The organism is Undibacterium sp. KW1 (assembly GCF_009937955.1).
In the GTDB taxonomy this organism is placed as follows: domain Bacteria; phylum Pseudomonadota; class Gammaproteobacteria; order Burkholderiales; family Burkholderiaceae_D; genus Undibacterium.
On the sequence record NZ_AP018439.1, the window covers coordinates 4,728,843 to 4,743,927 of the forward strand.

At 51.7% G+C, this 15,085-nt stretch carries 15 protein-coding genes; 12 read left to right on the top strand and 3 right to left on the bottom strand.

Annotated elements, in window-relative coordinates:
• Positions 1 to 601: 601 nt before the first annotated feature.
• From UNDKW_RS21105 to UNDKW_RS21115, 3 genes are all read left to right on the top strand, one after another.
• Positions 602 to 2,551 carry a bifunctional diguanylate cyclase/phosphodiesterase gene (locus UNDKW_RS21105; RefSeq protein WP_162060322.1) on the top strand — a complete coding sequence of 650 codons (1,950 nt, stop codon included), beginning with the start codon at positions 602 to 604 and terminating at the stop codon, positions 2,549 to 2,551.
• A 236-nt stretch (positions 2,552 to 2,787) separates the two neighbouring features.
• Positions 2,788 to 3,504, top strand: a complete 717-nt coding sequence (locus UNDKW_RS21110) for a hypothetical protein (protein ID WP_162060323.1) — start codon at positions 2,788 to 2,790, stop codon at positions 3,502 to 3,504.
• Between the two features lie 179 nt (positions 3,505 to 3,683).
• Positions 3,684 to 4,724: an IS110 family transposase gene (locus UNDKW_RS21115; RefSeq protein WP_162058097.1), complete on the top strand. Its 1,041-nt coding sequence runs from the start codon at positions 3,684 to 3,686 to the stop codon at positions 4,722 to 4,724.
• A gap of 423 nt (positions 4,725 to 5,147) precedes the next feature.
• Here the strand turns inward: UNDKW_RS21115 and UNDKW_RS21120 are convergent, their stop codons facing one another.
• Positions 5,148 to 5,597 (bottom strand): hypothetical protein, encoded by a 450-nt coding sequence (locus UNDKW_RS21120; protein WP_162060324.1) that lies wholly within the window; start codon positions 5,595 to 5,597, stop codon positions 5,148 to 5,150.
• A 498-nt stretch (positions 5,598 to 6,095) separates the two neighbouring features.
• Here UNDKW_RS21120 and UNDKW_RS21125 point away from each other — a divergent pair, with 498 nt between their 5' ends.
• The 8 genes from UNDKW_RS21125 to UNDKW_RS21160 all read left to right on the top strand — a co-directional run bounded on the left by UNDKW_RS21125 (position 6,096) and on the right by UNDKW_RS21160 (position 12,676).
• Positions 6,096 to 6,752, top strand: coding sequence for a paraquat-inducible protein A (locus tag UNDKW_RS21125; protein ID WP_162060325.1), 657 nt, complete (start codon positions 6,096 to 6,098; stop codon positions 6,750 to 6,752).
• Positions 6,745 to 7,401 carry a paraquat-inducible protein A gene (locus UNDKW_RS21130; RefSeq protein WP_162060326.1) on the top strand — a complete coding sequence of 219 codons (657 nt, stop codon included), beginning with the start codon at positions 6,745 to 6,747 and terminating at the stop codon, positions 7,399 to 7,401. Before UNDKW_RS21125 ends, UNDKW_RS21130 begins: the two co-directional genes overlap by 8 nt.
• Positions 7,394 to 9,139, top strand: a complete 1,746-nt coding sequence (locus UNDKW_RS21135) for an intermembrane transport protein PqiB (protein ID WP_162060327.1) — start codon at positions 7,394 to 7,396, stop codon at positions 9,137 to 9,139. The genes UNDKW_RS21130 and UNDKW_RS21135 overlap by 8 nt, the downstream gene beginning before the upstream one ends.
• The gene (locus UNDKW_RS21140; protein WP_162060328.1) at positions 9,136 to 9,753 is read left to right on the top strand and encodes a membrane integrity-associated transporter subunit PqiC; all 618 of its coding nucleotides are present in this window, start codon (positions 9,136 to 9,138) and stop codon (positions 9,751 to 9,753) included. The genes UNDKW_RS21135 and UNDKW_RS21140 overlap by 4 nt, the downstream gene beginning before the upstream one ends.
• Positions 9,754 to 9,806: 53 nt before the next feature.
• Positions 9,807 to 10,127, top strand: coding sequence for a hypothetical protein (locus UNDKW_RS21145; RefSeq protein WP_162060329.1), 321 nt, complete (start codon positions 9,807 to 9,809; stop codon positions 10,125 to 10,127).
• A gap of 302 nt (positions 10,128 to 10,429) precedes the next feature.
• Positions 10,430 to 10,855: a hypothetical protein gene (locus UNDKW_RS21150; protein WP_162060330.1), complete on the top strand. Its 426-nt coding sequence runs from the start codon at positions 10,430 to 10,432 to the stop codon at positions 10,853 to 10,855.
• A 94-nt stretch (positions 10,856 to 10,949) separates the two neighbouring features.
• Entirely contained in the window at positions 10,950 to 11,480 is a 531-nt protein-coding gene (locus UNDKW_RS21155; protein WP_162060331.1) for a transposase, read from the top strand.
• Between the two features lie 77 nt (positions 11,481 to 11,557).
• Positions 11,558 to 12,676, top strand: coding sequence for a hypothetical protein (locus UNDKW_RS21160; RefSeq protein ID WP_162060332.1), 1,119 nt, complete (start codon positions 11,558 to 11,560; stop codon positions 12,674 to 12,676).
• 129 nt (positions 12,677 to 12,805) lie between these two features.
• Here UNDKW_RS21160 and UNDKW_RS21165 read toward each other — a convergent pair whose 3' ends face one another.
• Positions 12,806 to 13,294 carry a hypothetical protein gene (locus UNDKW_RS21165; protein WP_162060333.1) on the bottom strand — a complete coding sequence of 163 codons (489 nt, stop codon included), beginning with the start codon at positions 13,292 to 13,294 and terminating at the stop codon, positions 12,806 to 12,808.
• 170 nt (positions 13,295 to 13,464) lie between these two features.
• Between UNDKW_RS21165 and UNDKW_RS21170 the strand changes: the two genes are divergently transcribed.
• Complete coding sequence (locus UNDKW_RS21170) at positions 13,465 to 14,226, top strand: hypothetical protein (protein ID WP_162060334.1); 762 nt, start codon at positions 13,465 to 13,467, stop codon at positions 14,224 to 14,226.
• A 319-nt stretch (positions 14,227 to 14,545) separates the two neighbouring features.
• Here the strand turns inward: UNDKW_RS21170 and UNDKW_RS21175 are convergent, their stop codons facing one another.
• Positions 14,546 to 15,001, bottom strand: a complete 456-nt coding sequence (locus UNDKW_RS21175; RefSeq protein WP_162060335.1) for a GNAT family N-acetyltransferase — start codon at positions 14,999 to 15,001, stop codon at positions 14,546 to 14,548.
• Positions 15,002 to 15,085: the final 84 nt, after the last annotated feature.

Here is a 15,085-nt window from a genome sequence, read left to right on the forward strand (position 1 = left end):
GATTGAAGAGTAACGGCATTAAGGCCCCGGGGTAACACCTGGGGCCTTATTTTTTGGTGTTTGGGTGTTTGGGTGTTTGGGTGTCTGGGTGTTTGCGGTGCTTCAAGACCTCGCACCAAATTGGAGAGAAAGCTGTATGCGAACAGACTACGTTACTTAGGCGTTTGGCATGCCACGCGCATTCACTGCATCACCACAGGCGCACAGAAGCACAGAGCAAGGTCGCGCATTAGCTCCTGCATCGCAGAAGATGGACGGGTGTAGGTGGATGGCAATGCGCCGTTCGTCCATTGAATATGCGGTCGCCTGACTCGTTTCTTATCATTCACTTAAAAATACATTATCAAAAACCTCACATGCCGGGCGTCAGTATTTTTTCGGCATCTACATTTCTCATTTGCAGTAACTTTGTCGAGGCGTGCATTTAATATCGCAACAGTTTCTTAAAAAGATGGCGATCTTGTTTACAGAAAGTAACAGAGAAATCGCGTGAATTGACATATTATGGAAACGTTATCAGGCGAATGTGTGTGCGGCTATGTTGGCTTTTAGAGTGCAAATTTGGCAAGAAGTTCTCCGTAATCATCCCAGAGGCCTGGTAGTGAATACGGCTGCAATTCTTGGCGTTGCAGCGATCGTCAACCCATCGGCATCAAATTGGTTTTGGTGGTGGCTGGTTTGGTCCCTTCTTTACTCTGGCTTCCGCGTCAGCTGGTATTTCTACTGCCGCAAGCATGTCAACCAGCACCCCGACTTGCCGGTGCCCGAGCACCAAATCAAAATTCATCATGTTCTCGTCGTGGGCTCGGCAATAGTATGGGTCATCGTCGCATGGATGGGCTTACCTGTTTTTGCAGCCAAGGATAAATTTGCCATTATCATCATCCTTTCGGCACTCTCAGGCGGTGCAACGGGCTCACTTGCCTCCCTGCGAAGAACCGGGAAAATCTACATCGGACTATTAATTATCCCCGCATGTATTCGAATGCTGATGCTGGACGACCCCAGTTTTATCACCATCGCTATTTTGGGTTTTATATTTGCCTGGGTAATGATAAGCAGCCACGAAAATAACTACAGGCTGCTTGAGCGTTCATTATTTTTATCCATGCGCAATGAGGATTTGATACAGCAGTTGTCGGGTAAAAATGCAGAAATTACAAAAATAAATACCGAACTGGAGCAGATCGTAGAAGAGCGGACAAAGAAACTCCAGTACCTTGCCAATTATGACCTATTGACCAACCTGCTAAATCGTCGCGGAATAGCAGAAGATTCGTCCGAATCAGATAGTGCCCTGCAACACCAGCTTGTTTTATTCATTGATCTTGATCGCTTTAAACAGATCAACGATGGATTAGGGCATGACTGGGGCGATCTCTTACTGCAAGCGGTATCCCAACGCCTGGCAGAATTGGTGGATGAATTGGCTTTGGAGTGGGGATCAAAGAGACATGCGGTTTGCCGATGGGGAGGTGACGAATTTGTAGTTACCCTGGTTGGACCAGAAGTCTCGGATGGACGCACATCGGCTGCATGCAAATATCTGCAAACCATGTTGTCCCAGCCCTTTCAGATAAATAGTCGCCAACTCCAGGTAGGGGCTAGCATCGGTGTATTTGAAAGATGCGCCTATTCGCTTGCAAAACTTTCTGAAGCAGTGAGTTACGCGGATATTGCAGCATCAGAGGCCAAGCGTTTGGGACGAGGCCGGGTTGTTTTCTATTCAGAGATACTGTCCGACATACAGCGACGAAAATTGGCACTGACCATCGCCCTGTCGCAAGCGCACATGGACGGCTCACTAAAGCTCGTGTTTCAACCTATCGTATCTGCTTCTTCAGGCGAAGTCGTCGCATTTGAAGCCTTGCTCAGATGGCATTCTTCAGAATTCGGCCCGGTTTCTCCCGTAGAGTTCATACCCTTGGCTGAAGAATCTGGTCACATCTTAAAAATAGGAAATTGGGTACTAACACAGGCCTGCAAAGAGGCGCAGCTATGGCGACAACAGCATCCGTCCGCAATAGCGCCAAAGGTAGCTGTCAATACCTCCATCAAGCAACTGATACAGGCAGATTATGTCAATGAAGTACGAACTGCCTTGAAAAACTCTGGCCTGCCAGAAAATCACCTCGTCATTGAAGTGACCGAGAGTGTATTTGACGAAAGCAATATGGATCAGACATTAACAACACTCTCGGCTTTACATAATCTGGGCGTAGAAATTCATCTGGACGATTTTGGCACTGGCTATTCGTCATTGTCGCGCTTACGTAAGTTCCCTCTGGATGCTATCAAAATAGATAAAAGCTTTGTGATGTTTTCAGACGAAAAATCGATGGCCGTCATTGAAGGCGCACTTTTGATTTCACATAAATTTGGCTTGCGGGTTATCGCCGAAGGAGTAGAAACGCACACGCAATTAGATAAATTGCGCGATTTGGGCGTTGACGAACTTCAAGGCTATTTATTAGGTAAGCCTTCAGAGATGACCCTAACGCATTTCATCAAAGAGGATGAGGTGCGTTCGCCTCATAACATGGGCAGGTAAAGGTAAGACAGAGGCATCGTGCGCTTGCATACAGTGGCGCGGCGTCAAAGCCACTTCTTCGTTTGTTGATGGATTTCCATTCCCGCTTCCTGTGCCAAGGTCATCCCGGTGCAGGCCCGTACCCATCTTAGCAAAAGCCCTAAAGATGAAGTAACAAGCGGTTTGTGGGGTGCGTTATAACGTTCCCTGCAAATATGCAGCACAGCTACACAATACCAAGGTCGTGAATGAGCAACATGAATTTTGCAATCGAGACGAAGTATGAACACGGTGGCGGCTATGGCATCAATGAAGGTGAATTGCTGTACGCGCTCAGGAAAAAGAGCAAATTAACGATGCTCAAGATCGTCATCCACGATGTCTCGCTGTGGTCTGTGCTGGTCAGCTTGTTCTTCTGGGGGCCGCTGCTGTGGAGTCTGATGCTGTATCCAGCTTTTGTGATCCTGGCTCTGGTGCTGCGCAATTTCATCGACATGCCAAATTCAGACATTAATATGTACGCTGTCTCACTGGCCTATGCGACTGGCGTCTGGCTGTCGCTGCGCAAGCAAACCCCGGTGCGTGATTACATGACCAGGAAGCAGCATGCCGCCACCAAGACCCTGCATCTCGATTGCAGCCAGAAGCTGCTGGTGGCAGAAGAAGCCTATCGGTTTTTCCCCGCAAAAAACCGCACAGTGAAAGTGCCGTTTGAGCACATGCACACCTGGGTGACCTGGCAGCAGGCTGATAAAGAACGGGCAGATGATGATAGCTATCTGGATTCCGTCAGCATCTATCTCAGAATCAGACGCAACAGCCGCCTCGACATGGACTGGGCCAACAAAAAAATCGGCGACCCGGTTTTTTATCATCAGTACGATAGCAGTGATGCCACGCAGAGTGCGCAGGCAAAAGCGAAGTTTGATGAAGTCATGGCTTTGTTTGCGGATTGTGGCATAGAGCAGAAATGAAATTGCCAGATTTTTTTGGGTCAGGCCAAATTTATTGTGCCAAAAAAGCACAGAGAACATCCGTTGCCATCAAATGATCCCTGGCTTGTAGGGTAATGAAATGGACGCCCCCCTCCCAAACGGCATCGTGATGTGCCAAAGTAGAGTTTCGACAAACTACTTAACAGAAGGGAAGCGTCATGGAAAAGATTACCGTAATTGGGTTGGATTTGGCAAAGAGTATTTTTCAAGTTCATGGTGCCAATGCCCGAGGCAAGAAGCTCCTGTCGAAGAAACTCAAGCGTAGCGAAGTCATGGGATTCTTTGCATCACAGCCACCGTGCCTGGTAGGGATGGAAGCCTGCGGAGGAGCTCACGAATGGGCGCGGCAGATCCAGTCACTTGGGCATGATGTCAAACTGATGGCACCCCAGTACGTCAAAGGCTTTGTACAAGGAAACAAGACCGATGCCAGAGATGCCGCAGGTATCGCAGAAGCAGCAGTAAGAGAAAGTATCCAGAGAGTGACGATACGCAGCCGTGAAGAACAACAGATACAAGCCCTGCACAGAGTAAGAGAAGCCTGGGTCAAACACCGTACTGCGACCGCCAACCAGATACGGGGCCTGCTCGCTGAGTTTGGTCAGATACTCACTCCCGGCCTGCGCCACCTGCGCCGTGAAGTCGCCCTCTGGCAAGAGCAAAGCCGCGGCATGCTCGGCATACTCAACGGCCTGGTCGATGAGTTACTGCAGTATCTCAGTGAGTTAGAAGAAAGAATTGGTCAAGTAGAGAAACAGATCAAACAAGTACTGCAAAGCAATCCCGCCTGCAAACTGATAGAAACCATCCCCGGCGTAGGCGTCCTCACCGCCACCGCCATCATCGGCAGCTTTGGACGGGCAGAGAACTTTACAGAAGGACGCAAGTTTGCCAATGCCCTGGGGCTGACACCGAGGGAACACAGCAGTGGTGGCAAACAAGTTCTGCTGGGGCTCAGCAAGCGAGGCAATGGTTATGTACGCAAACTCCTCGTCCATGGGGCCAGGTCCGTCTTGCAGGCCAGGATCAACAAACCGGCCTATGCCGAAGACTGGGTCGTAAAACTGGCCAAAAGGCGGGGACACAACATCGCCGTGTGCGCTCTGGCAGCCAAGAATGCCAGGAGGATCTGGGCGATGCTGCAGAGCGGAGAAGTATTCCGTGCTGATCATGCGCAGACCAACGACGTCTGCACATGATCAGCACGGTTTGAAAGAACAGTAGCAACCACAAAGCAGGGGCGAGGCAGGAAGCCAGGTGAAGTAAAAACGTCATGCAGTAGCAGGAAAAATAGCAGCAAAGACAAAGAAACGGAGCACACCACCGATTGTTTGGGCAAACTCAAATGAAGACAGGACAGGTCAGACCGGGATGGTCAATAGCTCGTTCGGCGCACTGTGCGATCAGCACGATAGGGTGATTGAGCGACCATCAGCGTATTTCATCATGCGTCAGCAGTCATCAAGCGGCTGCAATAAAGACCGAATGTATGGCTGCAATCGACTATGTCAGGTTTAATTTGAAAATGCTCTTGCAAATGGGGGGCGTCCATGTATGCGTTTCAACGCACCATCTCGTTAACCATCACGGATGCGATGAATAACGGTGAGTCAAGATGCACTCTACTTTCCGACACCAGAAATCCACCGGGCTCCGTCGATTTCGATAAAAACATCATTTTGTAAAACTTTATTCTCCAAATCGCTTAAAGCAACAATGTAAGCAAGACCAGGACAATGAAAAGTCAACAAATCAATATTCTGTTTGGCGAATTGAAGTGTGCATATCAAGCCTGGCTGTGATCCACTGAATATCACAGCTACATAAGTAAACACCCCCAAACGGGTGCTACTGACAAACAACTCTGTTTCTTCATCACTGACTTCATTCCAAGCTAATTTTTTGGCATTTGGTATATTTTTCCAATCAAGCCTGACTCCAGAAATATGCCAAGGATAATTTGCTTCCACATGAGCGGCAAACTGAGCGCACAAATCTTGCTCAAGTATGCTTGCGGTGCCATTTTCCAGCAGCTCTCGATTTTTGGGTAAATCAACGATTAAAGCGGCCATGACATTTTTTCTCAATCAAGTTTTCAAAGGTATGTTTAATCATTGCCGGCTAGTTCCCGAAAGTGCGATGTTTAACACTACAGCATATTATTGTAGTGCGCGGTAATGAATTTTACCCGGCATGCGACGTTACCATACGGTGCATTACAACGCACCATCTCGTCGATCATCAGTAGCGCGAAGAACGATGGCGCGTCAAGACGCACCCTACTGGCTTGAGTCCTGGTCATACATCGCGACAGGCATGCAAGCACCTCATGCGGCGCATTACAATGCGCCCTGCGTCACGGTCATGCCGTGATGTGCTTATAATTCCCCATCGGGGAAACAAGATACTTACACGCCGCAATCCCTGCTTTAGCCCCTGAAACCCCGGCAAAATCACAATAAACCGCTGCCACCGCCGTTATTCTATGATTAATCTTCAAAATTGATTACACTCATATACTGTCGTTTTTGCCCTATTTCCTTGATTTCCACCTGACCCTGCACCATAACGTGAAGCCCGCCATCAAGCCTGCCCATCAATTTATTGTCTGCCATGAATGCGACCTGGTCTGTGCGGATGTGCCGGTCGCCACGGGTGAGGCGGCGAGTTGTCCGCGTTGCCGGGCTATCTTGTACCGCAATGGCACTGCCAGCATTGACGTGGCGCTGGCGCTGGCGATCACTTCGGTGATCCTGTTATTACTGCTCAACAGCTTCCCGCTGCTGTCGCTGAAGGTACAGCAGGTCACGCGGGATACTACGCTTTTTCATGCGGCGCTGGCGATGTGGGATGATGGCATGCACATTCTCTCGCTGCTGGTGATCATCACCACCATGCTGGCACCGGCCCTGCAAATTTCGGTGGCGGTCTATCTCTTGTATGTGATTCGTTTTGGTGATGCCAGGCTGGCGCTGGGTGCGCCCCTGCGTGCGCTGCAGACCCTGCGGCCCTGGAGCATGGTCGAGATTTTCATGCTGGGCTTGCTGGTGTCGCTGGTCAAGCTGCAGCACATGGCCGACATCGTCATTGGCCCGGCCCTGTGGTCTTGCGCCTCGCTGATCTTTTTTACGGCAGCGCTGACCTCGGTGCTGACGCCGCGCAATATCTGGCTGTGGGCACACGCCGCCAAAGCCAGCAAGGCAGCCACCGGGGTGAGCCATGTCTGAGCAAGAATACCGCCACATCCCCGCTACCGGGCTGGCAGGCCAGACCGGTGCCTCTGCCGGGCTGATCACCTGCGACATTTGCGAAGCCCTGTGCTGCACTCATGACGAGGCCGCTACCCACTGCCCCGTCTGCGGTGCCTCCCTGCATTTGCGCCATAAAGACAGCCTGACCAAATCCCTGGCTTACCTGGTTGCTGCGGCGATACTCTACATCCCCGCCAATCTCTTGCCCGTTATGCAAACCAATACCATCTTTGGTACGCAGGACGACACCATCATGAGCGGCGTGCTGGTCTTGTTATACACCGGCTCATGGCCGCTGGCCTTGCTGGTATTCTTTGCCAGCATCGTCGTGCCTTTGCTCAAGCTGTTTTCCATCAGTCTATTGCTCTACACCTGCTGGAAAAAATCTGCCTGGAACCCCTTGCAGCGCACCCAGCTGTTCCGCATGGTAGAAGCGGTGGGCCGCTGGTCCATGCTGGATGTGTATGTCGTCACAGTGCTGGTGGCGCTGGTGCAGTTTAAATCCCTGGCAGCGGTACACCCCGGCGGCGGTGCGCTGGCCTTTGGTGCGGTGGTGGTGCTGACGATGCTGTCGGCACAAAGCTTTGATTCACGTTTAATCTGGGTAGCAAAGACGCATGAGTGATCCAACTTCAGAACATCCTGGCCCCGGGGCAGGCAAACCCGCCAACGCTGACAGCAGTGATGCCGCTGCCAGCACAGGCAATGCAACAGCAAGCACTATAGAAACCGTCGATGCAGTAGATGCCATCATCCCCGTCGTCAAGGTCAGGCCACGGCGGCGTTTGCCCTCGTTTGTGTGGGCCGTGCCTGTCATTGCCGCCCTCATCGGTATCTGGCTGGTGGTGCAAAGCGTGACCAGCCAGGGGCCGGTCATCACCATCACCTTTAAATCGGCTGAAGGGCTGGAAGCTGGCAAAACCAAATTGCGCTATAAAGATGTAGATGTCGGCCACGTCAAGGCAATTGCCCTCTCGCCTGACCGCAAGCGTGTGCTGATCACGGCGCAACTGATCAAGAGTGCCGCAGACATCCTCGCTACCGATACCCGCTTCTTCATCGTCAAGCCGCGCATCTCTGGCGGCTCGGTGTCTGGCCTCTCTACCCTGCTGTCCGGCAATTACATCAGCGTCGATGTCGGCACCTCATCAGAGACCACCAATGAATTCACCGGCCTTGAAGAACCACCACTGGTCAACCGCGATTCACCAGGCCGTGAATTTGTCTTGCATGGTGCACAGACCGGCTCGGTCAATTATGGCTCACCTATCTTCTTCCGCCACATCAATGCCGGGCACGTCACCAAGTTCCAGCTTGACCGCGACGGCAAGGGCGTGACCATCCGCGTCTTCATCGATGCACCGTATGATCAATACGTGACTGAAGACACCCGCTTCTGGCATGCCAGTGGCGTCGATATGCAGCTCGATGCCAATGGCCTGCGCGTGACCACAGAATCACTGACCTCACTGATAGAAGGCGGCCTCGCCTTCCAGGAACATGATGATGCCCTGCCCGGTGGCAAACCCGCGTTTGAAGGCAGCGTCTTCCCCTTGTTTGAAGACCGCGAACATGCTATGCGCGCGCCGGATACCAAGGTGCGCAGCTTCCTCATGTATTTCCCAGAAAGCCTGCGCGGTTTGTCCAAAGGTGCCCCTGTCGATTTGCGCGGCATCGTCATCGGCGAAGTCAAATCCCTGAATGTGGAATTTGCCGAGAATGGCCGCCTGCCGCGCTTCCCGGTAGAAATCAGCCTCTACCCAGACCGCCTCAAGGCCAGGGTCAGGACAGGCACGCGCCTGCCTGATGACGATACCGAAGCCAAAGAAAGATCGCTGCTCGACCACCTCATCACCCGAGGCCTGCGCGGCCAGCTACGCAGTGGCAACCTGCTGACCGGCCAGTTGTATATCGCCCTTGATTTCTTCCCCGATGCACCGCAGGCAAAAATGGACTGGCGCACCGACTACCCCGTGCTGCCCACCGTCGGTGGCGGCCTGGCCGAAATCCAGGAAACCGTAGGCCGCATCGCCAAGAAAATCGACAAGCTGCCTTTCGATAAAATCTCTGGCGAGCTCGTACAGGCGCTCACCAAACTCAACACCACCCTCGCCAGCACAGAAAAACTCGTCCATCGTCTTGATGTAGAAGTCACGCCCGAGCTGACCTCCACTCTCAAAGAAGCGCGCAGCACCCTGAACAGCGCCAACGCCCTGCTGGCAGAAGACGCACCGCTGCAACAAGACATGCGCGAATCACTGAAGCAAGTCGCCAAGTCCGCCCGCGCCGTCGCCAACCTGGCCGACATGCTGGAACGCCATCCAGACGCCCTGGTGTTTGGCAAACAAAAGGTAAAACCATGATGCGAAGCACACACGTTCTGACGATTTCCCTGGCCAGCCTGGCGACCTTGTTACTGGCCGCCTGCGCCACGCCACCAGTAGAACACCTGTACCGCCTCGACTACCCCGTGGCCAGCAGCAGCCAGGCAGAGGCACAGTATGAACTCGTCGTCGCCACCGTCAAACTGCCAGAGGCAGTGAACCGCCAGCAACTCGTCATCCAAAAATCTGCCACAGAATCCATCGTCAGCGACGAACAACGCTGGCTGGCCCCGCTGGACGAACAACTGACCAACGCCCTCACCGCCCACCTGCGCAAAAACCTGCCCGACGCCTGGCTCTCCTCCGACATCGGCATCAACGCAGGCGTAGCCACGACACCAGGCAACAGCCTGCCCCGCTACCAGGTCAAGGTACAAGTCGATCAGCTACTCATCCAAAGCGGTGATCAGCTCACACTGGAAGCCAGCTGGGTCGTGCTCGACCAAGGCCGCAAACTGCTCAAGCGCGAACACCAAGTGTTTACCGTGCGCCTGAACGGCCCAGCTTATGAAGCCGTAGCTCCGGCATTGTCAGAAGCGGCGCGGCAATTAGCCGAGCAAGTTGGGGCGAGTGTGGCTGGCGTGCGCAAGTAAAGCAAACCTGTCACCGCGTACCTACACAAGCTGTAATATTCGAAGGACTCATCATGCATGAATGGATTAAATTGACAAGCCGTTGGGGCGTGGAAAAGCAGAATCCGGAGCTTACTGATCTAAAGGATGCGCTCAATGAATTATTTGCTGCGCACGATGACGAACATCCAGACGCGTGGCTGGAATGTGGTAGCGAGAACGGCCCTCTGCATGTAGCCTCGATATTTTCAAGTGGCTATGCAATATTCACCAAATATAGCGATGCAGACATGGGAGAGGAATTGCAAAAAACAAAAATGGACAACATCAATCTCGAATCCGGTTTGAGATTGTGGGAAAATCTTATCGCTGAAAATTATGAAGTAATTTCTTGAACATTTCCCAAGCAAAGACCCGTAGGTACGATTAGCGCAGCATAATCGTACGCATGAGATGTCTGAAATAGCTACAGGCCTCAAGCAAATCCCATGATCACCGCCCATCCTTCTTTGCATAAGTGTGATGTATACTTGATTCAACATCATAAAGCAGCCATGCTTTTGAAGCAGCCTAAAAAATTACGGCTGACCATGCGTACGATTACGCTACGCTAATCGTACCTACACGAGCGGACCATCACCAAATCAGCCACACCGATTCGCGGAAAAAAATAACTCAGTATAGAAACTAAGAAGTAATGACCAGTTCAAACCAGACACCGTCGGGCAAGCTCAAGACCTTACGCATTTTAAAAGCCCTGATTGCAGCAGGACTATATGCCGCCATTTTTCTTCCTGTCTTCTTTTTCTCAGTACTCTGCATCATTTTAACGGTTGGCAGCGGCAACGATTTCACCAACGCACTTGTCAATTTGTCGGGTGAAATCATAAAAATCCCTGTAAGAGTGCTGAATATGGACGACGGAGGTAGTATATTCCCGGCCAGTTTTTTTTGGTCGCTGGTATTGTATGCAGTTGTATTTCTACGAGTTTTTTTCTTCACCCGGATAGCCCCCATTGACGAGGATGAAGCCGCCAAGAAATACTACGAAATGAAAACCCCTGCTCTTCTATCTTTGCTGTTCCTGTTGATGTCTTTGGCAGTTTTAGTAAAATGGAAGTAGGCTCGTAGGTACGATTAGCCCGTAGGTACGATTAGCGCAGCGTAATCGTACGCATGATCCCCCGTAAAATCACCTGAGCCCACCAAAAATACACATGCCCAACTACCGCCGCGCATTCGTCCCGGGAGCCACATGGTTTTTCACCGTCAATCTGCTGCAAAGACACGGCAATGATCTGCTGGTACGCAAGATTGGACTCTTGCGGCAGGTGATCAAAAATGTGCGCAGTAAATATCCCTTTCATATAGATGCCTGGGTAGTTTTGCCAGAACACATGCATTGCATCTTCACCCTGCCTGAAGGTGACAGCAATTTCAGCCTGCGCTGGCGGCTCATCAAGAGTGGTTTCTCACGCGCCCTGCCCAAAACAGAATCCCTCTCCGCTGCACGGCTGGCAGCAGGTGAGCGCGGTATCTGGCAGCGCCACTATTGGGAACATCTGATACGCGACGAGCTGGACTTTCAAAGACATGTCGATTACGTACATGCCAATCCATTAAAACACGGCCTGGTCCAACGCGTTTGCGACTGGCCCTATTCCACTTTTCACCACTATGTGCATGACGGCGTGTATCCTGTAGATTGGTGCGGCGACATGGCGGTGGAGATTGGTGGTGGCGATTGATATGTGTGTGCCATGAACGATTAAGCTGCGCCAATCGTACCTACGTATAGTCAAAAAAAGACCGAAAGAAATGATCGATGTACGCATTCAAATTCACCGCCAAAGACAGTCAAGGCCGCATCGTCACAGATCGTGTAGAAGCCAGTTCCATTGAAGCTGCCTACGACAAGCTGGAGAAGCAGGCGTACCGTGATATCCGGGTTATAGACAGCCAAAAAACTGCGGTCAATCTTGACAACATCAACTCTAGACTGCGACTGAGAACAAGTGCCTACCATGAGCTACAGTTGCAAAAACAATCCAGTCTGGTTGTCACACTCGCCATGCTATATGCGAATACTGCGGGCATCTGGGGCCCTTTATTGGCGTGGTGGGTGATCGCCGCTGCGATACTTGGCGGCCATAGTGTAGGGTCACTAATACCCGCGCTGTTGTTTGTCATCCACCTGCTCTGGTTTATCTGGGCGATTACTCCAACGGTTTTATATCATCGTGCACTGGATGCCCACACAATGTTACGCTGGGCAGAGGTCGAGCGTACGATGCATTTTATGGCGCGATGGAAGTCTTGGTTCAAGACACCGATCTCCAATCATGAAATCATTTTTCGCCTGGCATCGGCAGAAGCCGGTCAAGGCCGACTTGATGCGGCCCTGGCCCGTCTTGAGCCATTAAAAGGCGACCACACTCTGGAACCTGGTTTATATGAGAGAAAGCTCGCTTCGGTGTATTTTGTGACAGGTCAATTTCAGCAAGTGGCAATAGCTCAGCATGCTGCCTACAAGCTCAAACCTAACTTGGCCAATACGGTTGATCTCGCCACGACGCTGGTGCGCAGGCTGGACAATACCGAAGGAGCCGCCTTGCTGATGGCAGAGATTGAAGGCGCCAAACAGTCGGATTTGCAGCGCGTCTTCGTGCTGTATTGCCTGGGCTTGATCCGTCTCAAGAATAACAAAGCCAAAGAAGCGCTGAATTTACTCACACTCTCACTGGAGTTGAGCAAAGACTTTGGTTCACCGACCATGAAGTTTATTGCGGTTGAAATCCAGGCCCATCTGGCCCTCGCCTTGTGCGCCTGCCAGCGCCACCAGGAAGCCACCCCGCTTTTCTCAGCGGCACGCCCGTTTATAGAAATATGGAAAGATACAGACTTGCTGCGGCTATGTGATCAGGCGCAAGCTGGTGGGAAATGAATAACTGATTGTGCAACCTACCATGCGTACGATTACGCTGCGCTAATCGTACCTACTTATTACTTGCTGCATCTATCGTCGGTGAACGTGGGCTGTGATTTTGTTTCTTTGCAAGAGATCTCCGCACGCTTATTTCCATACACTGATTTCCCGCGCTGACTGATCCCTGTAATCATACACATCAACTATCCTTGTCAACTCACCAGACCAGCCGCCAAAGTGGCCTTGATGGTTCTTATTAAATCTGGCGATGATGGTCGCGGTTTTTTTATTGAATTTTTCAAGCGCTGCCAGTTTCTTGAAGATTCTCTCCTGATCAGCATCACTGGTAGTGGGGCCAGAATCGATATTGATCCAGACGCAGTCCTTGCTGGACACTTCGACCGGGTAAGGACAGACGACCATCTTTTCCGGGCCAACGAAAATATAGCCTGTGACGTTCACCAGCTTGCCGTGATAGCGCTCTGGCGTTGCAATCAGATTGATCAGCGACAGATCCAGTGCCTGCTCAGGGGTCTTGACCTTGGTTTTAGCCGCAGCAGCAGTCGCAAACAAGGTGATCGTCGCCAGCAGGCATGCGGACAACAGATGGCGCGACAGGTGATAAGGAATTTTCATGCGATGCACTCCATTTTATTCAAATGAGGGATAAAATCAGCACATGATAACAGGGCTTTAGCTTGGCACGATCTGGACGATTTTTTGCTACGCCTGATCTGCACTCTCAAAAAAGCCATCAAAAATAATCGATTAAAAATAAGCGATCAAAACATAAAAAGGGGAGCCGGATGACACGGGTACTGTTGTTATTGATCTGCACCCTGCTGCCGCTTGCAAGCTGGGCAGACACGATTTTGTACGAGCAGAGCCTGCCTGAAAATATCATCCAGCTGATCCGCTCGGCTTTTCCTGAGACGCAGCAATGGCGAGATGCCCGACCATTTGTTGAGCGGTACCGGGGTGAAGGCAAGGTGGCGGGCAATTTTACCCATGCCCTGATTGTCAGCTTCAGGGATGATGAACTGGTTCGTCATTCTGCCCTGGTGGTACTGCAAAACACAGACAAGCGTGCGAAAGACACTGACCTTAACCGGAGGAGCGATATCAGCATCGTGGGCAGGTCAAAGCTTTGGCCAGACCTGTTCGGCGCAAGACAGGGCATCAACAGTTCCAGCACGTATGCGAGGATAGATAATGGCAGTGTGTTTATCGATGCCATCGATTTTCAGGATTGCTGCGAGCAAATCACCTATTCTTACCAATTCAGGAAAAAGGGAGAAAAGCTGATACTCGCCGGCATGAAGGCAAAGCAGATCAGGACTGATGACAAGATAGAGCGCATCCTGCACGAGCTGGCCGGATGCAGTATCAACTATCTCGACAACAGCCAGGTACGCTGGTCATACAATGGCAAGCGCCGTGTGGAAGAAAAGTCTGCCGCTTTTGCGCAACTACCCGCCCCTCTGCCTTTGCATGAATTCACACTTGCCCGCAAGCCGGATGCGTGGCCAAAAGACAGCGCGGCGCAGACCTGCCAGGGCGGGGAGTAAGTGTGATTGCCCCCTAAAAACACTCACGACAGGCATACTCAGGTAGGTACGATTAGCGCAGCGTAATCGTACCCATGAGTACGCATGAATGCCTCAAAATAAATATGCAGCCCTCAAATTAGCGAAGAAAAAACAATCTCAACAACTTTGCACTCCCTTTGCCAAAAACGCTGCATCGTCGCCACTGTGACTTTCAATCCCCTCAGATAGCGACGCTTGACATGCGTACGGTTACGCTGCGCTAACCGTACCTACGTACTAACCGTACCTACGACTACCCCCCTGCGTGCGCATAAAGCTGCCTACGGGTGGCTGTATATTATATGGCCTCCCCATGCCTCAGCACATAGCCAGATGCGCTGAAACCTTCATTGCCTGCGAGCTTGCCATGGGAGTGTTCAACGATAGTAAAACCTTCGCTGAGATAAAGCGCGAGTGCGGCTTCATTGCCTTGCAAGACTTCGGTATCGAGCTGGCCTTCATGGGCGGCGATGGCGTGGCGCAGCAACTGCCTGCCTGTGCCTTGCCTGAAACTGGCTGGATCAACATAGAGCCAGGTCAGCTCGCCTTGGCACCAGGCGGCAAAGCCTTGCACCTCTCCATCTATTTCAGCGACGACGATGTCGCCATCGAAGAGGCCTTCATTCTTGCCGGTTTGTTCCAGGCTCAGGTAGGCGTCTGGCAAACCCGCGGCTTGCAGTTCAAAGACGCGTGCGGCGTCGTGGATGGCACACAGGCGTGGCCAGTCGTTGTTGGTGTAGGTTCTGATGTTCATCGTATGTCGTCTTCTGTAAAGTAGTTGCATCAGGCAGCTTGCATGGGGCATGCCCACGCCTTTGCCAGCCTGCCGTTGCAGGCA

Bases quoted from the DNA above. Each gene is read 5' to 3' on its own strand.
- UNDKW_RS21110 (WP_162060323.1), top strand. From the start codon at position 2,788: ATGAATTTTGCAATCGAGACGAAGTATGAACACGGTGGCGGCTATGGC.
- UNDKW_RS21115 (WP_162058097.1), top strand. From the start codon at position 3,684: ATGGAAAAGATTACCGTAATTGGGTTGGATTTGGCAAAGAGTATTTTT.
- UNDKW_RS21120 (WP_162060324.1), bottom strand. From the start codon at position 5,597: ATGGCCGCTTTAATCGTTGATTTACCCAAAAATCGAGAGCTGCTGGAA.
- UNDKW_RS21130 (WP_162060326.1), top strand. From the start codon at position 6,745: ATGTCTGAGCAAGAATACCGCCACATCCCCGCTACCGGGCTGGCAGGC.
- UNDKW_RS21135 (WP_162060327.1), top strand. From the start codon at position 7,394: ATGAGTGATCCAACTTCAGAACATCCTGGCCCCGGGGCAGGCAAACCC.
- UNDKW_RS21140 (WP_162060328.1), top strand. From the start codon at position 9,136: ATGATGCGAAGCACACACGTTCTGACGATTTCCCTGGCCAGCCTGGCG.
- UNDKW_RS21145 (WP_162060329.1), top strand. From the start codon at position 9,807: ATGCATGAATGGATTAAATTGACAAGCCGTTGGGGCGTGGAAAAGCAG.
- UNDKW_RS21150 (WP_162060330.1), top strand. From the start codon at position 10,430: ATGACCAGTTCAAACCAGACACCGTCGGGCAAGCTCAAGACCTTACGC.
- UNDKW_RS21155 (WP_162060331.1), top strand. From the start codon at position 10,950: ATGCCCAACTACCGCCGCGCATTCGTCCCGGGAGCCACATGGTTTTTC.
- UNDKW_RS21160 (WP_162060332.1), top strand. From the start codon at position 11,558: ATGTACGCATTCAAATTCACCGCCAAAGACAGTCAAGGCCGCATCGTC.
- UNDKW_RS21165 (WP_162060333.1), bottom strand. From the start codon at position 13,294: ATGAAAATTCCTTATCACCTGTCGCGCCATCTGTTGTCCGCATGCCTG.
- UNDKW_RS21170 (WP_162060334.1), top strand. From the start codon at position 13,465: ATGACACGGGTACTGTTGTTATTGATCTGCACCCTGCTGCCGCTTGCA.
- UNDKW_RS21175 (WP_162060335.1), bottom strand. From the start codon at position 15,001: ATGAACATCAGAACCTACACCAACAACGACTGGCCACGCCTGTGTGCC.